This is a genomic window from Spartinivicinus ruber (assembly GCF_011009015.1).
GTDB lineage: Bacteria > Pseudomonadota > Gammaproteobacteria > Pseudomonadales > Zooshikellaceae > Spartinivicinus > Spartinivicinus ruber.
The window spans coordinates 21,509-44,678 of sequence record NZ_CP048881.1 but is presented as its reverse complement, the minus strand read 5'-3'; the positions used below and the strand labels follow the sequence as shown (position 1 = coordinate 44,678).

The following is a 23,170-nucleotide window of genomic DNA, read 5'->3' as shown; positions in this document are numbered from 1 at the left end:
ATAATAAATCCAATAGTAAAAAATAATGTAATGATTGAAGGGGAAAAGGCAGGAAAATAATTAAATGGTTTTAATCCCCTGCTTGTAGAGTTTTTCAATCATTTTTTCCTGATTGGCTGCACTCATCCCTTTGGGAAACGCCAGCCCTTTTTTAATCACAATGGCATAGGTATCTAAAATAGTACGCGGCCCTACGACTACGCCGATGGGGTCTTCCGAACCATCGACCTTCACAAACGCGCCTTGTGCATTCACTAGGGGGCCAGTGGAAGAACCCTCGAAAATGACGAGTTAGTAAATAATAATCTTAGGATGCAGTAAAATTTAGCGTACAGACTGGTAATGACAGCTCGGCAGTAAACCCTCGAATTATTTCCTGTAGCCTAAGTCAGACAAAAGGGTTTGGTATTCACTTTTTTGAACCATTGTTGTCTGGCCAACCGACACGGGCAAGCGTATCGATGAGCGTAGTCCGCTTAACGCCGAAGTTTCTACAGACAGCTGCCTTGGACATACCACTATCTAGAGCAGTAATAATGGCCTCTAGTTTTTCTCCTGTGATAGCCAGTGGTCGCCCGCCGACACGTCCACGCCGCTTAGCTGCCGCCAAACCAGCAATGACACGCTCGCGTATCAAGCTGCGCTCGTACTGTGCCAGTGCGCCAAACACTTGGAATAGCAACTCACCAGATGCCGTGGTGGTATCCATTCCCTCAGTCAAAGAACGAAAGGAGACCTTTCGCTCTTGTAACGTGTTAATGATAGTCAAGAGGTGCGACAACGATCGACCAAGCCGGTCAAGCTTCCAAACGATCAGTACATCGCCAGGATTTACAAATGCCAGGGCTTTTGATAACCCAGGTCGATCATCTTTAACACCAGAAGCATGGTCTTCGAACAGAAACCGCTCATCTACGCCAGCCGCCAGCAACGCATCGCGTTGTAGATCAGTGTTTTGGCGATCAGAGTCAGATGATACGCGCATGTAGCCTACAAGCATATGCGGAAAACCCATAGTTTATGATTTCCGTATAGTATATGATATCGACAGGGTTTTCCGTACATTTCTTAGCATACAAAAAGAGTAATTTTTTTCTAAATGTTGTGCCGACCGGAAAACAACTGTTTCCCGACAGCTTCAGCTAAAGTACCAGTGGCCCTTGTGGGTAGGAGTAAAATAGTTACTTGTGATGGAAGACACTAAACGCATCCACCTGTTATCCCGCTCGGAAGTCGAAGAGCTTTATGTACGGCCAATATTTAATACGCATGAACAAAAGTTATATTTTTCACTAAGTGAGTCAGAGAAACAAGTGTTGGCCCAGTATGCCAACACAAAAACATGTGTATATTTTATACTTCAACTAGGGTATTTCAAAGCTAAACAGCAATTCTTCAATTTCACCTTTGATGAAGTCAAAAACGATGTCCAGTTTATCGTAAACACCTATTACAGTAGACCAGTCTCGAAAATGTTCACTGGGCGTATTTCTCGTGACTATGTTCGAATTCAACGCCAGGCGATTCTTTATTTATTCAGCTATCGCAATTGGACATCGGATTTTACACCTGAAATACAAGCTCATGTTGGTGATTTACTGCATTACTATCCTAAAGGGCATAGTGCCTTCCGCCAGCTATTAGCCTACTTTGATCACCAAAAAATTATTATACCTTCCTATACGACACTTCAGGATATTTTCAGTCGAGCATTTTCTGATGAGGAAAATCGATTAAATACCATCATTGCATCAATACCTACGTCAATGAGTAATCAGCTTGCTGACCTGATTTATCGGGATGATGGTATTACTACACTTAACATTATCCGCGCTGATCAAAAGGACTTTCAATACACAGCAGTCAAAACAGAAGTGGACAAAGCCTTGCGCATCGAGAAACTGTATACCTTTGCCAAAAGATTTATTCCTTTACTAAATCTATCAAAAAATGCGGTTCGTTATTATGCTGATATTGCTGAGCAATACACAGCGTCTCGATTAAGAAGGCTGAGTCAACCTCAGCAGTGGTTGCACACCCTCTGTTTTGCTTTTCACCGTTATCAGCAAATAATAGACAACCTGATAGTTAGTTTTAACTATCATACCCGAGCGATCATGGATGCAGGTAAAGCCTACGCTTCGATAGCTCAAATGGAACACAGCTCTAGTATCGTCACTAATTTTCCAAAACTGGCTAAATTCCTGAAGTGGTTTCCAGCTCGAAGTTCGAGTATGACTCAAGAAGAGTTAAATGAGGTGGCCTACAGTATCTTACCCAAAGAGCAATTTTCGGCTTTGGCCGAATTTCTGGATGGCAAATCCTTCGATAAAAAAGCTGCTTTATGGGAATACTACGCTAAATCATCTCGGCTTTTTTCACTGTACCTTCGCCCTATTTTCACGACAGTGACGTTCGAATACTACAAAGACAACAGCTATATTGGCGGGTTGATTGACGTGTTGAAATCACATTACGCCAGAGGGAAAAGCCCATCAGACTTGAAGATTTACGATGATCTTGGATTTACTGTGCCGAAGAGCATGGTTAAATACTTGAAGCGAAAGCCAACCGATACCCATATTGATCCATACCTCTTCGAATTTTTTATTTACCAGAAAATTTATCATGAAATTGATCGGGGCAGATTATACTGCAATGACAGTATTTCCTATTGCGATATCGATAATGACTTAATTGATGACAAGCTGGTAGACAACGTAGAAAAGATCGCTGCAGATTTTGGCTATCTCAAAATACCAATTTATTGCGATCAACGACTTGATGATGTACTTCAAGAACTCAATGATGCTTGGGAGCGAACTACCTGCAATATCCAAGAAAATAATAATCCTGGATTTAGCATTAGGGAAACCAAAACTGGGTTGCAACACTGGAGCCTACTACATGACAGCACTGAGAAGCTGGACGATGCATTCTTCAAAAACCTTCCCAAAGCTGAAATAGCCAATATCGTGATGTTCATTGGCGATCGAATTGGTATGTGGAACGGATTTACCCACATGAAAGACCGCTATGCCAAGCGGAAAAAACCACTGCCTCAGGCAATAAACGCTTGCTTATTATCGGAAGCCTTTGGGTTTGGTGCTTTAAAAATGGCGGACATGTCAGACTTAGAGCTTAATCAGTTGCGATCAACTCGGGAGGATTTTATTCGTATCGATACACTGTGTGCAGCTAATGATATTGTCAGTAACTACATTCATTTGCTGCCGATTTTTAAACAGTGGAATTTAATGGATGAAAAGGTGCTGGCTGACGCTGATGGGCAAAAATTTATGACTACTGATAGCACTATTCAATCACGCTATTCCAGAAAATACCTAGGTAAAGGTCGAGGTATATCCCTCTATACACTGATCGCTAATTACGTTGCTGTGAATGCAAAAAACATCGGTTTGAATGAGTATGAAGGCCACTCACTTTACGACATGATATACAACAATAAAACTGATATTGATATTCACATGGTGACTGGTGACAACCACTCACTAAACAAGCTGAACTTTGTAGCGCTGGACTCTATTGATGTAGATTATGTCCCTAGTATTAAAAATGTACGGGAAGCTGCTGACAATTTATATGCTGCTCAACCCTTAGATTACGATACTAGCGTTATCAAGCCTAAAGGAGTTATTAACGTTGAACGCATTCGTTCTCAACGGCGGGGTGTGATGCGGGTATTATTGTCCCTGATAATGCAAGAAAACACCCAAAGCAATATCATTCGAAAGCTCAACTCCCATTCACGCTACGCCAGGTTAAAAGCCGCACTGTTTGAATATAACACTATTTTTAAGAGTATCCATGTGCTTAACCTGATTGATGACATGCAACTCCGAAAAGCAATTCGAACCGCAAGAAACCGAACTGAAGCTTATCATCAGCTACAAAACAACATCAGAAAAACCTACAAAGGCGTATTCCAAGGCAAAAAAATTGTCGAAAATCGCATCAGTGCCCATGCTGCTAGGCTAGTTGCCAATTGCATCATTGCATATAACAGCATGATCCTGAACTCAGTGCATGAGAAAATGTTAGCCAATGGTGCGTCTCAAAAGGCTATTGATGAATTTATCCGAGTATCGCCCATTGCTTGGACGCACATGCTATTTACAGGCCGTTATAGCTTTAAGAAAAGTAACGGAAAAATTGACGTGGAGGCTATGGCGCAGATTCTGGAGAAGCATGTAAAACAGCTCTTTTGGAGAGACAGTCAATCAGACTTGAATATATCAGAAGACAGTAAAGAAGCTCAGTTATTACTCGAACTTTAATCAATTATCCCATGCACTCGTCATTTTCGAGGGTTCTTCCACAGGACCCCTATAACAAGACCTAAAGCCTACTTGTTAAACAGGTAGGCTTACTAGTGTTTTTAGTTAAGAGCCATATTCTCGCTACTTTTGATTTTTTCGTCAAAGTTAGCACTCATTCCCTTGATAGCTATTACATACGTTAGACCAGTCGCACCTAATACCAGACCTGTATAAATAGCGTCGTAGCTTGAAAGTGCAGTAATAGCTAATGGTGTCAAACCACCAAATATAGACAGAGCTACATTGTAGCCAAGCGCTATTGAGGTTGTTCTATTAGCAGCGGTTGTTTGCTCAAAAATTACCGCACATGTTGGTGCTAAAATGATTGCAGAAATACCCAAAATACACAGTTTTGCCATGACCAAAATAACCAAATTTGTGCTGTCTAATAGCATGTATAAGGGGGCTGAAAACAGTATCAGACTGTAAATGCCTGCTGTCATCGCTTTCTCTGCTGTTGAGTACCGATCAATTAGCCAGCCAGCTAATAAAAACAGTACTACTAACATTGTATTGCTGAGCAATGAAAACAGCGTTTTTACTGCACTATCATCTGTAAAGGCATTGATAACGGTATTTGACGAAACAGCATTTACATAAAACGTAATCCCTGCAGGAATGGCAACGAGAAATACTTTAGTAATAGAGCTAATATCAAATCTATGCTGTTGCTGGCTTGTAGTTGCAGGCAATTTATCAGTCAATTTTAATTTAAAATAAAAACTAAAAATAATATTGAATACACCTAGCATTAACGGAATTCGCCAGCCCCAAGCTGTCATCTGCTCATTTGTTAACGAATATTCTAGAATGAATGTTATTATAAGCGATAAAATCACACCCATCATGCTACTAGCAACGATAAGTGCCGATACTTTAGACCGTTCTTTTTCTTCTGCGTTATCAATTAAGTAACTAATAACAACCGGGTATTCTCCACCAAAACAAAAAGATTGCATCATTTGTAATAGCAGTAATATACATGGCGCTAACAGCCCTATTTCGTTGTATGTGGGCAATAAAGCAAGTGTTATTGTCGCTGTTCCAATGATTGCACTAGTTAAAATCAGGGCTGGTTTTCTGCCGTATTTATCTGCATACCTCCCCATGACTAAGCCGCCAACTGGCCTCATAAGGAACCGCAACGCAAATATTCCCCATACAAATAACAATGAGTTTTTTGTATCACCAGGGAAAAAGTTAGCTGCTATGTAAGTGGAAATTGCGGCGAATACAGCTATATCATAGTATTCAAATGTATTGCCAGTAACTATACCAATCCGTTTAGACCACGAAACCATTTCGTTATTTTACTCCAGAATCCTAAAAAACTATTTTTGATCTATTCATTAACAAGGTTCTGTAGCCAACGGAAATCCTGTCTATACAAATCTAGATCAAGTTCACATTCTAATATTATAAATAAAGCTGTCAAACCTTTTTATAAAAAATATTTAATTCTGTAACCCTTGTTCTAGAGCCTTTTAATTGTATTGCACAATACAAAAATCAGGTGTCTTACTTTTGGTTTAATTACTTTTTAGGTAGCACCAACTCCAAACTAGTCTCAGCAAAGCCACTGCCTAAACTATGCCCCACTGATTTAACCACCCATTCACCATTCGCACTTGTCTTATGGTTCACTATCATTATTCGCTGTTCTGGCGCTATCTCTGGAGACAATGGCCGTGTAAGTGACAGTGATTTTTTACCTCGCTTTAGCATATTCAGCTTTGCGTTAGCTGCACTTTTAGCGTCATCTGCCGTTTTGTAGGTTTCCCGTAAAACATATTTAGGTTCACCCTGTCCGGCTATCACAGCTATTTTTTGTTGCTTCTCTTCCGAAAACCAATAGGCTTGAACGGCCTGGTAATCGTTACGCTCATTAATAACAACGCGGCCACTGCTGTTGTATGGGTCGCTAATTGTGAGGATAGGTAATTTTTGATTTCGAATATTTCGGCTTTCACCTTTTGGCACAATATACAGCTTATTCGCCATCGCTTTGGCTATTGCATTATGTTGATTGGCTAGCCGGGTTAATAGGTTTAAATCACTCTCACCTCGCTGGTCGATATGCTCAAACTGTATTCCAGTTAATTCAGGGTTAATGGCCAGCTGATAACCATGCTTATTAGCAACTGTGCTGGCTAGCTCTTTTAGCGTGATATTGTCATACGACGCATCATGAGTAGCTTTTATACTCCCCTTCATGTTGGCCGCTTTGCCGTGGATAGTCAGGCTATCGTCGTCTAGTGACTCTTCTAGCTCATCCACCACATACAGCCCCTTGTAGATGCCGTTTAACCACACTTCTAGCTCTGCCCCAGTTTTCGGAAAATGAATAGCCTGGTCGCGGTTATCTAAGTCGATGGTTACAGCATCCGATTTTGTACCAGCTTCATCTTGAATGGTCAGTTTAATTAATCGGTCAGCAATTAATTGAGTGATATTTTGTTGGTTGGCTAATATTTTAAATACGGTTTTCACTATTTTACGACGTGACAAAATGAGTGATGATGATTTCTATAATAGCTCTAATGGCAAACAGCCCCCTATAAACAAAAAGCTGGTTTATGTGTCTATCCTGTGGTTGCCAGTTACTCTATTTCTGTTAATTATTCCTGCCATAACCTACACGCCAGCGCTAATCCTATTAGTTGTGCTCCTAGTCATTTGGTATGGCTTAACCATTTGGCTTTTGAATAAACCTGAGTTAGGTCAGTACAAAGTGGTATTTATTCTTGAGCTAATAGCAGGTACCTGTTTGATATGTCTATTAGTCCTATTTTATATCTTGCTTAAAAGTTTTCATTAATCCCACAACGTTATTCGCTGGTCTTTTTGTTCGGTTGCTATTTCAGGTAGCTTCAACGTCAAACCTGCAGGAAGCAAAGCGCCATGCTTTGCTATTCCTGGGTTTGCGGCTAGTACAGCATCGAGGGCAGCGATATTACCTTGATAATATTTATGGCAAATAGCATCGAGCATATCATTCTGTTGTGTTCGATATTTCACCCGGTTTCATCCTCACCGTATTCTGAGATTGTTAAGCTACCTTTCATTTCCATTGGTGTACCATCTTCATAAAAATATGCGTCACTTCGGTCTATTTGGTCAATTACCCATAATCCTAAATCCACACCGCCAGCCGGTGAGCCACCAATTAAGCGGTAAGGCTCGCCTTTATCCGCCAGTTGTTGCAGTTGATCAAACCAATAAAAATCCTGTTTTTTTTCTGGATAGACGGCAATATCTAAGGTTTTTTTCGTTGCCCCTGGTCCATGATATTGCTTAGCAGGTTTGCGCCCGTAGCGATCTTTATTAGCCCAGCGCCAGCTTTGGCTTGTTTTGAGTGACTGATATTCCAGAGTATTCACACTAAAAATAAAGTCGCCTATTGCCATCATGGTTTGATTGGGTATGTCATTAATCATGTAAATTGCCTCTTATTGAGCGGGCATTTTTTCGCTGGTGTTCATCCATAGCCTTAGCAACGGCTTTATTGATTTCATCGGGTGTCGCGTTGGGTTGGTCAACATTAACCGCTATTTGGTAGTTATTGGTTTGATTCATACCCCTGGTGCTGCCTGTTAATGGCTCTGGTTGTTTAATCTGGCTAGTAATATCGGGGTTTTCATTCGAGATTTTTACAGCCTGGTCAGAGATTTGTTTAACTTTCTGAGTCACCTCTACCGACTGATCATCATCACCAAACAGGCTATTCCATGCGGCTCCTAGCGTTTCCTTAATCGCCATGATCGGTCCAATAACCGTGTCTTGTATCCACTGCCAGGCAATTGAGAATATATTTTTTACGGCTTCACATAAGCTATCAAAATAGCCTGTAATGGGTTGCCAGTGTTGTATGAGTAGCGCCAGTGGCGAATAAGAAAATACCGTTTTAATCACTTCCCAGCCATTCCAAAACAGCGCGGTTATGTCATCCCATAAGCTCAAAAACCACTGCCCTACCGCGCCCCAGTCATCCACCAGATAAGCCGCTAACCCAATTAATGCGCCTACTGCTGTGATGACTAAGCCAATGGGGTTAGCCATTAATGCAGTATTCCATAACCATTGGGCGGCGGTAATGGCTGCTGTTTTTACTGCTAGTGCCGTATGAATTGCCCCCATTCGGATCATTGCCAGATTTAAACTACTGGCTGTCGTGAGGCCAAACAAGGTGGCAGCATTCCAGGCTAACATCGCGGTTCGCCCTGCTATCATCGCTACTTTTAAGGCAACGAAGGCCCCCGCCCCCCATAAAATCGCTTTAGAAACAAACGGAAAATCCTTAATTAAATCCTGCACAACAATAGCCGCCTCACCCAATAAATTGGATACAGCAATTAAAGCAGGTGCGAATATTTCACCGACAGTAACAGCCAGGTTATTAAAGCGTTGGCCTAATAACTCATAGGCTTCATTGGTACCACCCGACAAAATATTGTCAGCCATTGCATTGGTCGTTTTCATGCCTTTTTGCAAGTTATCCCGCATTTTACCAACAGTACTGTCTAGCTCATTAATTTTGGGGAATAACATGTCAATCAGGTCTACGGCTTCCGATGTACCAAAAGCTTTGCTTAATTCTTGCTTTTCTACATCATCCAGGGTGTCGCCGTATTGCTCTTTCAAACGCCGTAAAATATCGACGGTTGGTAATAATTTATTGTTAGCATCCAAAAACTGTAAGCCAAGTTTTTCACCGGCTTTACCGGCACTTAATATAAATCGCTTGTATTTTGTAGCCGCTTCGCCGCCTTGCATTGACGCTGATAGCATCCCTAATACACTGAACTGCTCTTCCATTGCAGCCCCAGCACTGGTAGCGGTTGCACCTAGTGTACTAAGGGCTTGTCCCACTTTAGGCCCATCGGTTTTAAACATTTGCACAGACGACGAAATACCCGCACTGAGCGTCTGACCGAATTGAATATCCTTTTCTTCAGCGCTTAATTGTTCCCAATCCTTGATATAGCCTTTTGCAAAGTCACTAAATTGATCACGATAAATCGCATAACCTGACGCGAATAAGCTGGTCATTTCGGCTGTGCTGGATTTGGTGGCACCGGCTGTTAAGGCGGCTATTTTAGTAAACTCACCCACTGCTGAGTCACCAAGCGAGGATATACCCGACTTAATATCGTAAGACGCCAGGATAAACGCTTCAGTTGTCGTGCCTGCAAATTGATTGGAATATTCACGGGCTTTTTCTGCAATGATGTTTTGCCCTGCTTCGGTAATCCCTAAAGAGCCTATTTCACCCTTAGCTGATACCACATCAGCATAGGCATCCGACAGTTGTTTTACGGCAAAGACAGCACCTGTTAATTTGGCCGCATCACCCACCAGTTTTGATTTAAGGTCGCTGCTACGCGCTTGCAGTTGGTTGAGTCGTTCTTGCCTGGCTTGAGTACGCTCAAGCTGTCGCTGCTGCTCCTCCAATTCACGGTTATAGCGGTCTGTACGCCGTTGTAAGCTGAGTGTCGCATGATCTAAGTTCGTCGTGGATAAATCGGCTTGCTGTAGCTGTAGCCGCAGCTGTTGCAGCTCCTGGCGCTCTTCTAAGTGTTGCTGCCTTAATGCCCTGGTCTGTGCCGTCGCTTCTTGCAGTCGGCGCGTAAGGGCTGCTGTGGGGCTGGTGGTGCGGTTAAATTCGCGTGCTATTCGGGTAGACTCTCGCCTGGCCTCTTCAAATGCTTCTCCCGTTTGCTCTGTTCGCTGTCGTAGTCGTCTAAATTGCTCCAACACACGACGGGTATTGCCTAGTTCATCTAGTCTTTGATGGCTTTCTGAAACTTCACGGTTAAAACGCTCAGTGCGTTGTGTTACCTGATTCATAGGCGCACTGAGCCGGTCCGCCAGTTCCATCACCATTTGTAAGCGCATGGTGGTACTGGTCAATGATTAATTCCTATGAGTGTAATTGTGCGTTGATTTTTTCTTGTCGTTGGGTGGCTTTTTGATGCCACAACATCAGTTCAGAAAGGGTCATTTTTTCGGTAGTCGTTGCATTCCAGCCTTGAAATACCATAAACAAGTCAGCCTCGATATCCATTACATCATTAGGCACTGCCGTTAGCCTGCCAAAAAAACCGTAATCTCTGAGGCTAATTTAGTAAGGTCCGCCGGGTGTAATTGATCCACTTCATTAGCATTTAATTCACTGATACGGGGTAATAGAATACGCAAGCTGTTTACATCCATGCGAACAATGGACATTAGCTCTAGCCCTCTCAGTTCCCCGGCTCGTGGTTCTCGTAAACTAATTTTATCAAGGGTTTTCTTGCCGCGTGTAATCGGCTCTTTTAATTCAACTGTATTTAGTGTGGTCATGATTAAATTCCTAATGCTTCTCTAATTTTTTTGGTGCGGTCTTCGCCATTAATTCGCACCTCATAGTTTTTCTTATCGATATAAAACAGTTCACTACCCTCTAACTCGAACTGATACAGGTCAGGCACAATAGCAAACTTCATGGTGGCCTCAGATTCGGGCTTAAACTCGTTTAATTCCATGCTTTTCCATAGCCCTCTAAGCTTGATCATGATGGCTTTTATATCGCCATTGACATCAAGCGAGCCACGAATACGGAACTCTTCTTGTGTGCTTTCTGGCTGGCCTAACAGCTCTAACACTTTGTTGCTGTAACTCGAAATAGTGACTTCTGCCTCTAATTTTTCGAGTCGGTGTAAACTCCGCTCGATGTCGCCAGCAATACCAGCGGCGGTAAAATCGCTGGTTTTAAAGGCTATTTTCGGTAAGGTGATGGTGTTGCAAATACCTGCAAATGACTCGTCTTTAAAAAATGCATTCATATCGGTCAGAATGCTGGGAACGCTTGCCATGTTTTTTGTTTTCCTTAGCTAGTAAATAGTTGTTCGTTGTAGCGTTTGTTGATGTGCTGGCGGAAGGTTAAGCGCTCGGCTACGTCGTATAAGCCTAAATCATAATCCCATGTCACTTGGCCGGTGCCAATGTCAGCCATATTCAATTCTTCATCAACCCAACACTCACCGCCTGCTATCACCTGTCGTGCTTTAAGACGCCGTAAGAGGTTGTTTACCCGAGCCTTAACTGATTCCACATAGTCGCGGGTGATATTACGGTCAACAAGCTCCTGATGAGCGTACAGAATGGAATCACCCACGATATAGCGAACACGTTGGTGCGGTAGCATGGTGCCATTGCAAAGACGGTTGCCGTATAAGTACCAACCCCCTTGCTGGTTAACAATGGTGGCTACGTTCTTTTCGTTGTAGCGGTTGGCTTTACTGGTTAAGGAACCAATTGCATGGTCTACAGGCTCTGACGTGCCGGTAATGCCGTATAGTTTGCGGTTTGATGGGGAATGCCAATAGCCTTCTTCAAAGTCGACGCGGACAATATGCCCGGCAATGGTGGCTGACGCCTTGCGTTTTACTTTTTTCTTCAGTGCAGTATCTAACACTTCAATACCGCCATTCACAAAAAACACTTCTTTAAAGGCTTCAGCAGCCTTAATCACATGGGTAAAGCCCGTTTCGTCTCCATCAACAATCGCAATGGCATTTAGTTTTTTGGCTTCGTTTTCCATCGCTGCCGCCACATCAACAAAATGCGAAAACTCTGGGGCAATGATTAAACGCGGTCTCACACCTACAGCCGCTTCCGCAATGCGCAAGGCTTTTAAGCCGGTATAACCACCCGTTTCAAAATCAACGGTGCCAATTAGGTTGGCTAAATCGGCCTCGGTTGGCTCTGCTGGGTTCTCGGGTTCTGGCACTCTCACCACCACCACAATCGCCCCTGATTGACGGTAAATGTCTTGTAGTGCAGCCCGTAAGGTGCCTGTTTTACCCGCTTTGGCGATGAGCTTATCGCTGGCAATTAACGTCGGGGTATTGAGTGGAAATACTTCATTATCCGCATCATCAGCGGTAGCAATTAAGCCAATGGTACTGGCGGATAATATTTTAATGGGTTTAATCGGGTCTTCTAAAAAATATTGTTCAACCCCATGTAAGTATTGTGTGGTCATTTAATTAGTTACCTGGATATGATTGGAAAATAAAAAGCAAAGGTACATATCGGCTTTAGTCGTTTTAGGCACTTGATGCTTATCGGCTAATGAAAATAAATAGCCATCTCCCGCGTTATTGGACTGTTCAACGGCATCAATCACAAACGTGCCACCACTGTTTAACGGGATGGATAAGCAATTGAATAGCCGCTTGCCTGACTGGTATTTGTCTAAAAACCCTTGCTTGGGAAAATATAAAAACCACGCTTCATTAAACTGCGAGGTGATAGTGTCGGGTAATGACTCATTAAATAACTGCTTTAGTTCTGGCGAAAACTGCCAATATTTTAAGGTGCGGTAAGTTGATAGCGCTTTTGTACCGTTTTGGCCTATGCGTCGGTAAACCCCTTCACTTTTAGTAAAGTGGGCGAGTTCTTTTTTAGCGGCAAGCAACAGGGCAGCACACTGCGCCTTTGTCAGTAAATTAGGAATAATGGTTGTCATGAATAATTATTTGTATAAAAAAATCAGGGTATAACGGTCTGTTAATGCGGTAGCGACAGAATGAATCGTTGTGATGTTATCAAGGGTTATTAACTGCCCTGCCTGGTCTGGAATCTCAACTGGCTGGGTTAATTGGTTGTCTCTATACCAAATAAACGCGCCACTTTCAGACTGTAGTGATAAGACAGCAAAGGCCAGATAGCCTTCATTATCAATATGGGGCGGAATAAAGCCGCCCTTTGGCATCCAGTTGATTGTCCAGTCTTCCAGTTCATAGGGGGCTAACGCGGGTGCAATGGCATCAATTTGGCTTCTCAACGGCTCCGGGCATGAAATACGACCACAGGAGTAATAACGGCCTATACTGCCGTCTATCCCAAGGTTGGGTTTATGGGTTGAGCGGTCTCGCCAGTAGGCTTGATCTATTTGAGTGACGGCATCACGTATATTATTAACGTCGTCTATAGCCAAATAGGGTTTAGATGATGCCATGGGTGGTACTGTCACGGCCAATTATTTCATGTAGGCCGCCCTCAAGCTGTTTATTTAACGCTTCTCTTTCCTTAGCTTTATCCCAATACTCATACCCATCAACAGCCTGATAAGCGGCTTTGTAACGGTCGTTATTGTCTCGAATCCGGGTTAAATACTCGCGCATTTCTCGATATTGGGTCAGCTTACTTTCATCCACATTGCTCGCTGCAATTAATGCGTCAATCACGTCATATAAAATATTAAATTGCTGGTAATAACGATATTTTCGAAAGACTTTGGTCTGGCAATCAATATTTAGCTCATCCTCAGTAATAATAATCTTTCGATTTGCCCTTTTAACCACTTTACCCGTGTGATAATCGCCCTCCCATACCTCAGTGTCTGGGTCTAAATCCACCACCTTATATTTAAAGTGTTCTTGGTTACAGGTTTCAGGGGTAACACTCATGCCATCCCCGGCGTAGGTTAAGCCTAAATAGGCATCCGTAAACTTATTAAAAATTAAAATCACGTTCATTAGGCAGGCTCCCTACCCGGTTGATTCGCTAATAAATGCCAGCCGCTGCGACTACGTAAGAATGTCACCATGTGACGGGTACTCCAGTAATGAGTACCGTTCCCCGTACCTCTGGCGTGTTGATTGGAATACAGCACAATCATGTGGTCGTTATCTTGAAAAGTTTCGTCGGGGTGAATGGTTTTAGCCCACTCCAACGCTTTATAAATATCCCCGGTTTGTCCAATCGATGTGACATCCACCCACACCGATTTAGTCCGGTGATCCAGTTTAAAATACACCTCATCATGGTTATGGCTAGCGAGGGATAAATCGGGTTTGTTGGTTACTTCTTCCCAGCTGGGTTGATGCCCTTCATGATAAACGGCATTCTCTAATACACTAATTTCACCCGTAAAATTACCACCAGCTTTAGGCATATACTGCGGGTGTGGGTCTGCTGCGGCCAGGTGATCTTGAAAACGTTTTTCAGTGTAATCAATGGTGGCTAACACTTTAGACGGGTCAATCTGCAAATTAACCTGATCAACATTGCCTACCTGACAAATGACTTCTAAATCCATGCTAGTGGATATGCCATCAGGTAAAGTAGCTTTGTAAGTTTTGGGGTATTTACCGATCGCAATTAAGTTGTCGCCTTCATCAAATAACCCTAACTCGGTGATGTAAAAGCCGCCTACATCATCAGGAATCACCACCTGAAATACAACCCAATGGGGGTTGCTCTCATGTTGAAATACGGCATTAACCGGCACCTCACCACGCACGCGCTTTAATTGTGTATCGTTTTCAGTGGGGTTAGTTTCTTTGCCTTCATCGGCTCCACCGTCCCCTATTTGCAGTTTGGACACATTGAGTTTGCGCCCCATGGCAAGCGCATTGGATAGCTGTGCTTGACCAACTTTCGTTAGCAACACAAAATAATGTTGTGACATCGTATTTTATTGTTCGATTGGAAATAAGGTTGTTTGAATTAATGAACGGGTTGCTGTTGTAAAATAACAACCATTAATTGCAGTAATTTTTTTAGTTAATAATGGGTAAAGAATTTCTTGGTTTCCCTGCCGAATGGCCATGGCAAACAGCGGCACAGTCGATTTATTGCTAAGCGCCAGTTTTAAATCATAATGGCTACGCACGTTTTTAGCGGTATCAATGACATTTTTAACGTTTTGGTATTCACCTTCCGTAATGCCACGATCACTCAAATTCGCGGTAATCTGGAATGTACCCCGCTTGCCGGGTGGTTCCATTTCAAACCATTCAGTGACATTAATATCAATATCGATGGCTGATAACGCTTTTTCTAATGCCTGCCGTGTGCCTTTAATTTCGTGTACTTCCAAACTTTTAGCAATCACACTGCGCTTGATGTGTTCTGGCCAGCTGGCTTGCCAATGGTCCACGGATACCGCCCACGCCAGGTATGGCAACAGGGGTACAGGACATTGATAGGGATTCCATATGGTCTCAATGGGTACAGGAATTAAGGCTTTGGCTTCTGCTAGTGACGCCTCTAAATCGCGTTCTAATGCCGATAAATTACCCGGTAAAATAGAGTCATGACCATTCATGATGGGTTAATTGTTTGGTGTTTATTGTTATGTGAGTGCAATAGGCAGCTTCCGCCGGTTTGCATTGATAGTCTTGCCAGTTTTTTAACTCAACCTTTTCTACCCCTTCCACGGTCAGCGCAGCATGTATACCACTCTCTGTAATTTGAGCCCCAAAATAATGATGGCTGCTAACATACGCTTGAAGGCGTTTTTTAGTTAATGCTTCAATGATTGAAGCCTCTGGACCACCTTTTAAATGCAATTCAGCGTCTACCGTGTATTCATACAACGCTTGTGGCACTTTGACATTGAGCTTGTCAGTTAACGGTCTATAAGGCTCCAGATAAGCCTTGACCTTGTTTAGTAAGGCTTCTGTCGGCTCACCATTACCTTCATGGGTGAGAATATATAAATCCACTTCAACCGGTTCAGGCGAATGCACAACCACGTCTTTAACCAGGGCATCTGCTGATAATGCATGAAAAATATAAGCCCCTTCAGGTCCGGCTACTGATTTACCTTCAGGCTCCAACTGCAACCGATTACGATAATCGTCGTCTATTTCTCCCGCATGGCGCGGGGTCTGGTAGTAGGTTATGCCGATATGGTCTAGCTGTGCTTCCCTCGCCCCGGCTAAGGTTAGCCCGTAAATCTGTTCATTGATTTTTTGTCTAAATAACCGATGGCGGTAGCATAGGGCCGATGCAATACGATACGCGGGATCGGCTGGGCTAGGGTTCGGTAAATTGGCGTTAGTGGTAACTGTGGCTAGCTCATCTTGGTAGCTGGTTTCATCAATAATCGTCAGGGGTGGCAGCTTAGAAAGGTCAATCGCATTTCTACTGCTCAATAATAATACCCTCCATTGTTATCGGCTCGCCGTTTTCTAATAAAATAAAACGACAAGTAATTTCTATTTGATGGTTTTCAACACAAGTTAATTGCATCTCTTTTAACTTCACATCATCCAAGCCATTAACCGGATTATTTAAGGCTTCTGCTAAACGGATATACACTTGCATGTAAAAGCCTGGGTTGATATTGCGGTCAATGATTTCATAGACCCTTGAACCATAATCACGATGCCCCACCAGTGAACCTAATGGGGTGTTTAGCGCGTCTTGGATGCGTTGTTGTAAATAAGGGATGCCAGAAACCGTTTTACCTGTGTTTGCCTGGGTGCCGGTTTTCATTATTTAAAATAACTATTGTTGTTTGTCTGTCGGTACAGCTTTACTGTGGCCCGACACATCATGCGTATGACTGTTATAAATATCTCTATCAGCCTGCATACTTCGCGTGTGATCTGTAATATCACCCGTTGCTGTAATATTGCCGTTAACCGTTAAATCACCTGTTATTGTTACGCCACCTTTGGCCACAATATTCACTGTGCCGCTAGCGGGTAGCGTTAATTGATAAGCCTGGCCTGACTGATCATATTGCTTAATAGCCCCATCAGCATACCGTGTTAGGTGTACATCAGGATTAGCTGAAGGTGCCGGGAATCGATCATAGTAAGAGCCTGGTAATATCTCCCCTAGCGTTAAATCGCCCTCTGAAATAACCGTTGCTCCTTCGCCTATGTCAGGCTGTGACCAGGTAACAGTTTTGCCTGTTCTTGTTGGTTTCCAGGGTAACCAACCTGTCGTTTGTTGTTGGCCTTCTGCGCCGTATTCCACTTTTGCTAGCCCTCTAGTGGGGTCCACGGCATGTATACGGCCTCTGACAACTACCTGGGCTAATCGCCGCTCCAGGGCTTCTAAACGCTGTAGAATGTCATCTGTCGTACTATCCATAGCCAACCCCTAGCCTAATTTCACCAGGCAACCATTCGGGTGGTTGGTCTTCAGCCCCTAAGTAAATAGCTTGCTCCCATGACACTAGCCACGATTCATAACCATCAACTTCAGGATTAAAACTCCCCGGAAAGGCTTCGACTGTCTTAGGGTTGCCGACGGCTCCCCCTAGCCCCCAGTTATTTCGATGTACGGCTTGTAACACCCAAGCGGCTAAATTACGGATACTCAATTGAATGTCTTCAACATCATTTTTGGCTAAAAACACATGCGCCACCATGGCTAGATTAACCGCTATACGGCCCCCGCTAATGGTCTCGGCGGGCTCCATTTGGGTAAGCTCAAGTAAGACTGCTGGTGTATTTAGCTTTTGCTCTTCCGCTGGGTTGTAGGCGGCGACGGTTGCCAGGTTAGGTAATGCTGTTTTTATCCCTTCAACAACAGCCTGATGGTATTCAGTAAGATTATTCAATGTTAAGGGCATAGTTTAATTCTTGCTCAAGGATACGATTAAAATTCACGTTCACACGGCTTTTATAGCGCCGAAATAATTCGGCGGCTATTGGATCAATGTCGATCCCTATCCGTTCAACTGGAAAGCGGCCTTTTAAATGGCTCGGCACATTACCAGGGGTTTGTGACATTGGGCTTACACCCGAATAACCAGCTGTGCGATTTCTGGCCGTTCTAATCCATACATGCTTTTTGGAACCGTAAACGTTTTTATAAAAAGCACCCGCAAAGCGGTATTTTTTAACCGCAACCCCTTTCTTTTTTAAGTTCCGGGGTTTGCCTGCTTCTTCTGCAGCTAATGGATAAGTGCCCAACCAGAAGACAAACTTTTGGTTTTTGCCTTTGCCAATGGTTGAAAGAATAAATCGACTTTTTAAGGCTTTTTGAGCAACACCCATCTGGCTCGCTAATTCTCTCGCCATTCGAGTTTTTAGCCAGCGAGCCGTTTTACGCATGGCGCGCCGCATCGCTTTATTGACTTGTTTTGGTTGACTCTCTACCTGATCAATAATGTGTTGCAGGTGGTTAGCCGTTCTAATTTCCAGGTTCATTTAACCAACTGAGGTCTGTTTTTTCTTGGACGGGTATTAAGGATATTTGTATTTGTCCGTGTTCAATTAATGGGTTATCAGCCACTTCATAGCGCTGGCCATTAAATTCGATTAACCATTGTTTTGTGAGGTTTGGGCAATCAACTGTAGCAAGTTGCAGCACAGGATTATCAAGCTTTAGGCTTAGTGTGCTGCCTTTGGTTTTAGCAATAAATTCCTCTGCTTGAATAACTTCAGCTTTTATTTGTTGGGTGTTGCCTGCCTCATCTTCAACAGTAATAAAAGTACCTAACCGCCGCATGATACGGCGGGTGGCGCGGTCAAAGGCGTTCATTAAGACGCCGTTTTAATCTTCAAATGTATGATAACTCTCGGGTTAGTACACAAGTGCAGTGGGTTAGATTGGGCTTCAAACATAACCCCCTTGTCGTAGTCCATGGCTTTGCGCTTAGCGTAATACGGCAAGCCCCGTGTATTGACGGTTTCCATGTAGTTGGCGGGTCCATAGTATGAGCGGAATAAACCTGGCAACCCTTCAGGCACCACAATGGCATCATCAGGGCCAATAAACACCTGACTGTTAAATTCACTTTCGCATTCTTCCCAAATTAGTCCACCAAAGTTGATGTTCATTCGCATGTCATTTCTTAAGTACAAACCATCTTGATAACGTTCATAAGCCTTTTTGAAGTCATCATTTTTCAGCAATTCGTTGGTGACATTGGAACCAATTAATACCCGGTAGCGTGAAGCTTTAATAGCACCCTGCTCTTTCTCTGAAGCCCGCTTAATATCCATGCATTGGGTGCGAAGGTCTTTAGTAAAATCCAACGTCATTTTATTCGGTTGAATTTTAAAGCGGTCGAATAAGTCTTCTAAAACCGTTTTTCCATCGGCATCCAGAATTTTACCTTTGATTGCCCCTAACCGTTGAAACTCATGGGTAACTTCAAACGACTGGCGCATTCTTTCTAGCTCACGGGCAACCAAACGTTGTACTTGATCTAATGTGTTTTCAGAGCCAAACGCCCGAACACCTAGCACCTCATCAGCTAACACCGCGCCTTCCATGGGTAAATGCACAATGTTAAATGGCAAGCGAGCACGCTTTTCACGATCCAGTGATGACCCTGGCGCACCACGTACCTGGGTCGGCACTAGCATTAATGATTGGTTTCGAAACTCGATATTGATAGAGGTGGTATTAATCCCATCCTCTTTGAACCACCCCAGTTCGCGAATACGGCCAGGGGTGGAGACGGCCTTATTAATGGCCAAAGTTAAGCCTTGCACAGTAAACGCTTCATGCTGTGCAATTAAATCTAAATTGTTCATGAATTCCTTAAATAAAGAAAAGAAAAACTAAGCTTAGGTTTAGTTCTATAATTAAATAACTAGCTAAATAACTGTATGAAGTAGTATGCCTGATGATATCGAAAGCCTTATAAGTGAGCCTCCACAACAAGAGCAACGCCAATTCGCCAGACGGGATGTTAAATGGCAAGCAGCGATCAAAGACAAAAAAAGAAATTTGATTGTTGATGCAATAACTCTCAACGTCTCGGAACAAGGTGCTTTGATTGCCACTTATGAACCGTTTAAAAAAAGTCTGCTTATTCCTCTGATGATTAAAGCCCGTGTTCAAGACAAAAGCCTAGTTATCTATGTGATGGCTGAAGTCCGCCATGTTGTGATAAAAAAAGACTCCTTTGAATTAGGCTTACTATTTAAGCAAATCAGACCTGCGGACCAACAGTTTTTAGCTAGGTTTGCTGAAGGTGGTATTTAACGGGCAATAATAAATTTTTCTTTTAATTCCGCTAATGCCGTTTGTTTTTGTTCATCGGTTATGTCGTCTGGCCATTCCAGGGCGACTTTTCTAACAACAGTTAATTGCTCAAGTACCACGGTTTTTTGTGGGTCTGTTCTGGCATCCACCATACCCATTAGGATAGCCGTCGCTTTTTGTGAGCCGTCCTCAGCCGTGGGGTTCAGCGCGATTAACTCCTTAGTTTCGGTCACTTCCCCTAGTACAGTCCCGACGGGATATAGGCCACCTGTCACCAGCCGATCAGCGCGGCTAAATCCATCTATTTCTTTTAATATAAATTCGCCAAAATGGCGCGGTTCAGTAATCATTTATTATTGTCCTTGTTGTCTGGCGGCGTAAATTTCATCAGTATCTATTTTTACGCCACCACCAGAACTCGTAATATGGCTGGTTGCTTCAGGTTCTACACTGGCTTTTGCCTCATGTATCGCCGTGCCAATCAATTGTCCTAAGTCGTTTCTATCCGCCATGATTTTATCGAAACTGGCTTCAATACCCGCCGCTGCACAAGCATTTTTGATGGCTTTGGCGTCTTCAATTTGTTTAAACGCTTCAGCTTTTGTCGTGTTTGAGTTTAATAGTATTGCTGCCATTGATGACACATCAGCCTCGATGCAAGCTTGTGCTATCTCCGCGGCGGCGCTTAGGGCGTTGGGCTCTGGCTGATTGGCTTCTGCTATCAATGCGCTAACCGCTTCAGGAAATTGTTGCTTTAATGTCGCGGCTATTTCGGTTGTGTTTGCTTCGCCAGTGACATTAATTGAAAAATGTTCACTCATGTTTTTGGTTGTTTTCCTTTTTTGTAATTCAGTAATTAAATTTTCTAAACTGCCAAGTCGGTGCGCCATGCCTTTATCAACGGCGCTTTGTCCTATGGCTGTACCGCCCTGACAGAATTTGGCTAATACATCCTCGCGGCTCACGCTTAAATTACGCGCCACCCGGTCGATAAAAATATCTGCTAATTGATCTAGCTCGGCTTGGTATGTTGATTTGCCATCTTTGCTATCCGGCTCTAGCCGTTTATTGGGTGATTGGCTCGATACCATTTCGAACACGTCTTTATCATCGTGTTTTTGTTTAACGTAGGTGGCTACAACGCCGATAGAGCCAACGCTTGCCGTATGATCTAGCACTATTTCATCGGCTGCCGTAGCGAGCCAGTAGGCCGCTGAACAGCCCAGCCCGCCCACATAGGCGACAATAGGTTTCTTACCACGCGCGGCGTGGATCATCTCGCCCAGCTCGTTAATGCCGTTAACCTGGCCGCCGGGTGAATCAATATTTAGGATGATTGATTGAGTATCAGGGTCGTTTAATGCCTGGTTAAATTCCTTAGCCAGGGTTTCAACGGATGCCCCACCACACGCAGCATGAAATAAACTGGCATAACGACTAATCACACCATTGATATTGATTAATGTAACGTCATCGCGCTTAGTTGAATTGGGTCCAGTTCGCTCACCCAATTGCTTAGCGACGGCTTCCGTTATTTGCCATTCCCTGGCGGCTATATCTTTCATTACTGCTAGGGTTTTAGTTTCTAAGGCCCAAGGCTGACTTGCTAAATATTGTAAGGCTTGTGGCGTCATTCGCTGTTACCTCCTGAAGAAGCCGAGGCAGCAAACAAGCCCGTGACTAATTGTGGGTCTACCCCCTCTTTTTTGCAGATTTCCATAAATTTCTTGGTTGCTTTTGCGTTTCTCCTCATGTTGTCGTCCACGTCATAGCCCAGCTCACTGGCTTCGCTATCAATATTCGACAGGTTGCTACTAATGGCCTGTTGTCGTGCTTGTACGTCTTGTACTGGGTGTAGGTATTTCCAGGCATCTGGACACACATCAAGTGCTTGATAAAAGGCTTTGTCTTGGCTGTAATCTGAGGCGTTTAATTGCCCCGTTAATACCGCCGTATCCATCCACCATTGCCACACTTTGCGGCATACTTGATAAACCATTAGGTGATCCTGGCACATTTCAATTTCGCGCCGGTATTCATTGAGCATGGCTCTCACCAGCCGGTCATTTAACCCGGACCAATCACCTGTTAACAGTGGGTAAGGAATGGATAAACCAGACGACAGTTGCAATGATTGCCAGCGCATAAAATCCGCATAGCCCTGGCCAGTGTTGTCACCGTCAAACAGTTCTAGCTTTTCGTTGAGTGAGCCGCGTAGCATGTAGCCTGATTTTACTTTTATAACAGGGTCTAGCTGCTCTTCTTCGACATAATTCCCTGGTAATGCATAGTCTTCATCATCGTGGCTTTCTCGATACAAAAAGCCCGTATAGGCTGAACGTTCTTTTTTCCTGACCAGTTCTGAATCGTCGTATTCTTTGAAAGTGTGGTCTTTTAATAGCGCTGTGGCCGCCTCTGGCTCCCCTCTGATTTGCCCCGGTCGAATCGGTAGGTAATGGTGAATCATGTCTCTAGCCGGGATTCTCACCAGCTCATCTTGACGACACTCGCCGTCTTCGGGGTGTTCTTTATAAACCCAATACGCTACCCGGTGCGGCCCTCGAAACTCGATACCATTTCTAATCTTGTTACCGTTCTTCAGATCTTCATGCTTTTCAATCGGTATGCAATCCGCCTCTAGCACATCAATTTGCATGGATACGGCTAAGCCGCTAGTGGTCTTACGTCGTCTAAGTCGGATAAATACTTCACCTGATAGCCGACGATTGCGCACCATCAAGGCTTGCAGCCCGGCAAAGTTAAGTGTGTAGCTTGGGTCCATTTCGTCAGCGCTTTGCTTCCAAAGCTTGTTAGCTTCCTGCCTAAAGTTTTCGTCTTCACACAAACTACGTAAGGTAAAGCCGGTGCCGACTTCGTTAGCCGTATTCTTGTTAATCGCCCCTCGCATCAGGTTACTGTTGCGGTAGGCTGCACGGGTACGGTTACGTAAGGTGTATAATGAGCTGCTGATTGTGGCGTTAGGCCCTAAGCTGGGGCTGTGCCAGCCAATCGACCGAAAACTTTGTGTAGCCGATTCGTAAGGTGTTCTTAATTGGAAAGGATGACCGTAAGCGTCTACTATTTTAGTGGCTTTCATA

At 43.6% G+C, this 23,170-nt stretch carries 28 protein-coding genes; 2 read left to right on the top strand and 26 right to left on the bottom strand.

Annotated features, from left to right (window positions below; genetic code table 11):
* Nucleotides 1–60: 60 nt before the first annotated feature.
* Entirely contained in the window at nucleotides 61–255 is a 195-nt protein-coding gene (locus G4Y78_RS30360) for a hypothetical protein (RefSeq protein WP_163836966.1), read from the bottom strand.
* Nucleotides 256–409: 154 nt separating this feature from the next.
* Entirely contained in the window at nucleotides 410–1,000 is a 591-nt protein-coding gene (locus G4Y78_RS30355) for a recombinase family protein (RefSeq protein ID WP_163836109.1), read from the bottom strand.
* Nucleotides 1,001–1,190: 190 nt separating this feature from the next.
* Between G4Y78_RS30355 and G4Y78_RS30350 the strand changes: the two genes are divergently transcribed.
* Nucleotides 1,191–4,298 (top strand): Tn3 family transposase, encoded by a 3,108-nt coding sequence (locus G4Y78_RS30350; protein ID WP_163836108.1) that lies wholly within the window; start codon nucleotides 1,191–1,193, stop codon nucleotides 4,296–4,298.
* Nucleotides 4,299–4,399: 101 nt separating this feature from the next.
* Here the strand turns inward: G4Y78_RS30350 and G4Y78_RS30345 are convergent, their stop codons facing one another.
* The 21 genes from G4Y78_RS30345 to G4Y78_RS30245 all read right to left on the bottom strand — a co-directional run bounded on the left by G4Y78_RS30345 (nucleotide 4,400) and on the right by G4Y78_RS30245 (nucleotide 19,618).
* A complete protein-coding gene (locus G4Y78_RS30345) occupies nucleotides 4,400–5,641 on the bottom strand; it encodes an MFS transporter (protein WP_163836965.1) in 1,242 nt (413 codons plus the stop codon).
* Between the two features lie 232 nt (nucleotides 5,642–5,873).
* A complete protein-coding gene (locus G4Y78_RS30340; protein WP_163836964.1) occupies nucleotides 5,874–6,830 on the bottom strand; it encodes a contractile injection system protein, VgrG/Pvc8 family in 957 nt (318 codons plus the stop codon).
* Between the two features lie 324 nt (nucleotides 6,831–7,154).
* Nucleotides 7,155–7,358, bottom strand: a complete 204-nt coding sequence (locus tag G4Y78_RS30335) for a tail protein X (RefSeq protein WP_230425796.1) — start codon at nucleotides 7,356–7,358, stop codon at nucleotides 7,155–7,157.
* On the bottom strand, nucleotides 7,355–7,777 hold the full coding sequence (locus G4Y78_RS30330) for a phage tail protein (RefSeq protein WP_163836963.1): 423 nt from the start codon (nucleotides 7,775–7,777) through the stop codon (nucleotides 7,355–7,357). Before G4Y78_RS30330 ends, G4Y78_RS30335 begins: the two co-directional genes overlap by 4 nt.
* Nucleotides 7,770–10,250 (bottom strand): phage tail tape measure protein, encoded by a 2,481-nt coding sequence (locus G4Y78_RS30325; protein ID WP_163836962.1) that lies wholly within the window; start codon nucleotides 10,248–10,250, stop codon nucleotides 7,770–7,772. The genes G4Y78_RS30330 and G4Y78_RS30325 overlap by 8 nt, the downstream gene beginning before the upstream one ends.
* A gap of 10 nt (nucleotides 10,251–10,260) precedes the next feature.
* Complete coding sequence (locus G4Y78_RS30320) at nucleotides 10,261–10,419, bottom strand: GpE family phage tail protein (protein WP_163836961.1); 159 nt, start codon at nucleotides 10,417–10,419, stop codon at nucleotides 10,261–10,263.
* 5 nt (nucleotides 10,420–10,424) lie between these two features.
* Entirely contained in the window at nucleotides 10,425–10,682 is a 258-nt protein-coding gene (locus tag G4Y78_RS30315; RefSeq protein ID WP_163836960.1) for a phage tail assembly protein, read from the bottom strand.
* 2 nt (nucleotides 10,683–10,684) lie between these two features.
* The gene (locus G4Y78_RS30310; RefSeq protein WP_163836959.1) at nucleotides 10,685–11,194 is read right to left on the bottom strand and encodes a phage major tail tube protein; all 510 of its coding nucleotides are present in this window, start codon (nucleotides 11,192–11,194) and stop codon (nucleotides 10,685–10,687) included.
* 14 nt (nucleotides 11,195–11,208) lie between these two features.
* Nucleotides 11,209–12,366 carry a phage tail sheath subtilisin-like domain-containing protein gene (locus G4Y78_RS30305; RefSeq protein ID WP_163836958.1) on the bottom strand — a complete coding sequence of 386 codons (1,158 nt, stop codon included), beginning with the start codon at nucleotides 12,364–12,366 and terminating at the stop codon, nucleotides 11,209–11,211.
* A complete protein-coding gene (locus G4Y78_RS30300) occupies nucleotides 12,367–12,852 on the bottom strand; it encodes a hypothetical protein (RefSeq protein ID WP_163836957.1) in 486 nt (161 codons plus the stop codon). It lies immediately after the preceding gene.
* Nucleotides 12,853–12,858: 6 nt separating this feature from the next.
* Nucleotides 12,859–13,344, bottom strand: coding sequence for a hypothetical protein (locus G4Y78_RS30295; RefSeq protein ID WP_163836956.1), 486 nt, complete (start codon nucleotides 13,342–13,344; stop codon nucleotides 12,859–12,861).
* Nucleotides 13,331–13,864, bottom strand: coding sequence for a hypothetical protein (locus tag G4Y78_RS30290; protein WP_163836955.1), 534 nt, complete (start codon nucleotides 13,862–13,864; stop codon nucleotides 13,331–13,333). Before G4Y78_RS30290 ends, G4Y78_RS30295 begins: the two co-directional genes overlap by 14 nt.
* The gene (locus tag G4Y78_RS30285) at nucleotides 13,864–14,799 is read right to left on the bottom strand and encodes a phage tail protein (RefSeq protein WP_163836954.1); all 936 of its coding nucleotides are present in this window, start codon (nucleotides 14,797–14,799) and stop codon (nucleotides 13,864–13,866) included. The genes G4Y78_RS30290 and G4Y78_RS30285 overlap by 1 nt, the downstream gene beginning before the upstream one ends.
* Before the next feature lie 6 nt (nucleotides 14,800–14,805).
* Nucleotides 14,806–15,438, bottom strand: coding sequence for a phage tail protein I (locus G4Y78_RS30280; protein ID WP_163836953.1), 633 nt, complete (start codon nucleotides 15,436–15,438; stop codon nucleotides 14,806–14,808).
* A complete protein-coding gene (locus G4Y78_RS30275) occupies nucleotides 15,425–16,270 on the bottom strand; it encodes a baseplate assembly protein (RefSeq protein ID WP_163836952.1) in 846 nt (281 codons plus the stop codon). The genes G4Y78_RS30280 and G4Y78_RS30275 overlap by 14 nt, the downstream gene beginning before the upstream one ends.
* Nucleotides 16,260–16,613 (bottom strand): GPW/gp25 family protein, encoded by a 354-nt coding sequence (locus G4Y78_RS30270; protein ID WP_163836951.1) that lies wholly within the window; start codon nucleotides 16,611–16,613, stop codon nucleotides 16,260–16,262. The genes G4Y78_RS30275 and G4Y78_RS30270 overlap by 11 nt, the downstream gene beginning before the upstream one ends.
* A 12-nt stretch (nucleotides 16,614–16,625) precedes the next feature.
* Nucleotides 16,626–17,219 (bottom strand): phage baseplate assembly protein V, encoded by a 594-nt coding sequence (locus G4Y78_RS30265; RefSeq protein WP_163836950.1) that lies wholly within the window; start codon nucleotides 17,217–17,219, stop codon nucleotides 16,626–16,628.
* A complete protein-coding gene (locus G4Y78_RS30260; protein WP_163836949.1) occupies nucleotides 17,212–17,703 on the bottom strand; it encodes a hypothetical protein in 492 nt (163 codons plus the stop codon). Before G4Y78_RS30260 ends, G4Y78_RS30265 begins: the two co-directional genes overlap by 8 nt.
* Complete coding sequence (locus tag G4Y78_RS30255) at nucleotides 17,684–18,283, bottom strand: hypothetical protein (RefSeq protein ID WP_163836948.1); 600 nt, start codon at nucleotides 18,281–18,283, stop codon at nucleotides 17,684–17,686. Before G4Y78_RS30255 ends, G4Y78_RS30260 begins: the two co-directional genes overlap by 20 nt.
* The gene (locus tag G4Y78_RS30250) at nucleotides 18,267–18,617 is read right to left on the bottom strand and encodes a head-tail joining protein (RefSeq protein ID WP_163836947.1); all 351 of its coding nucleotides are present in this window, start codon (nucleotides 18,615–18,617) and stop codon (nucleotides 18,267–18,269) included. Before G4Y78_RS30250 ends, G4Y78_RS30255 begins: the two co-directional genes overlap by 17 nt.
* Nucleotides 18,617–19,618, bottom strand: a complete 1,002-nt coding sequence (locus G4Y78_RS30245; protein ID WP_163836946.1) for a major capsid protein — start codon at nucleotides 19,616–19,618, stop codon at nucleotides 18,617–18,619. Before G4Y78_RS30245 ends, G4Y78_RS30250 begins: the two co-directional genes overlap by 1 nt.
* Nucleotides 19,619–19,703: 85 nt before the next feature.
* Between G4Y78_RS30245 and G4Y78_RS30240 the strand changes: the two genes are divergently transcribed.
* Nucleotides 19,704–20,072: a PilZ domain-containing protein gene (locus tag G4Y78_RS30240; protein ID WP_163836945.1), complete on the top strand. Its 369-nt coding sequence runs from the start codon at nucleotides 19,704–19,706 to the stop codon at nucleotides 20,070–20,072.
* Here G4Y78_RS30240 and G4Y78_RS30235 read toward each other — a convergent pair.
* Genes G4Y78_RS30235 through G4Y78_RS30225 form a run of 3 tightly spaced genes read right to left on the bottom strand, consistent with a single transcriptional unit; the run spans nucleotide 20,069 to nucleotide 23,169 of the window.
* Entirely contained in the window at nucleotides 20,069–20,422 is a 354-nt protein-coding gene (locus G4Y78_RS30235) for a head decoration protein (RefSeq protein ID WP_163836944.1), read from the bottom strand. The genes G4Y78_RS30240 and G4Y78_RS30235 overlap by 4 nt on opposite strands.
* Nucleotides 20,423–20,425: 3 nt before the next feature.
* Nucleotides 20,426–21,706: a S49 family peptidase gene (locus tag G4Y78_RS30230; RefSeq protein WP_163836943.1), complete on the bottom strand. Its 1,281-nt coding sequence runs from the start codon at nucleotides 21,704–21,706 to the stop codon at nucleotides 20,426–20,428.
* Nucleotides 21,703–23,169, bottom strand: a complete 1,467-nt coding sequence (locus G4Y78_RS30225; RefSeq protein ID WP_163836942.1) for a phage portal protein — start codon at nucleotides 23,167–23,169, stop codon at nucleotides 21,703–21,705. The genes G4Y78_RS30230 and G4Y78_RS30225 overlap by 4 nt, the downstream gene beginning before the upstream one ends.
* Between the last annotated feature and the right edge of the window lies 1 nt (nucleotide 23,170).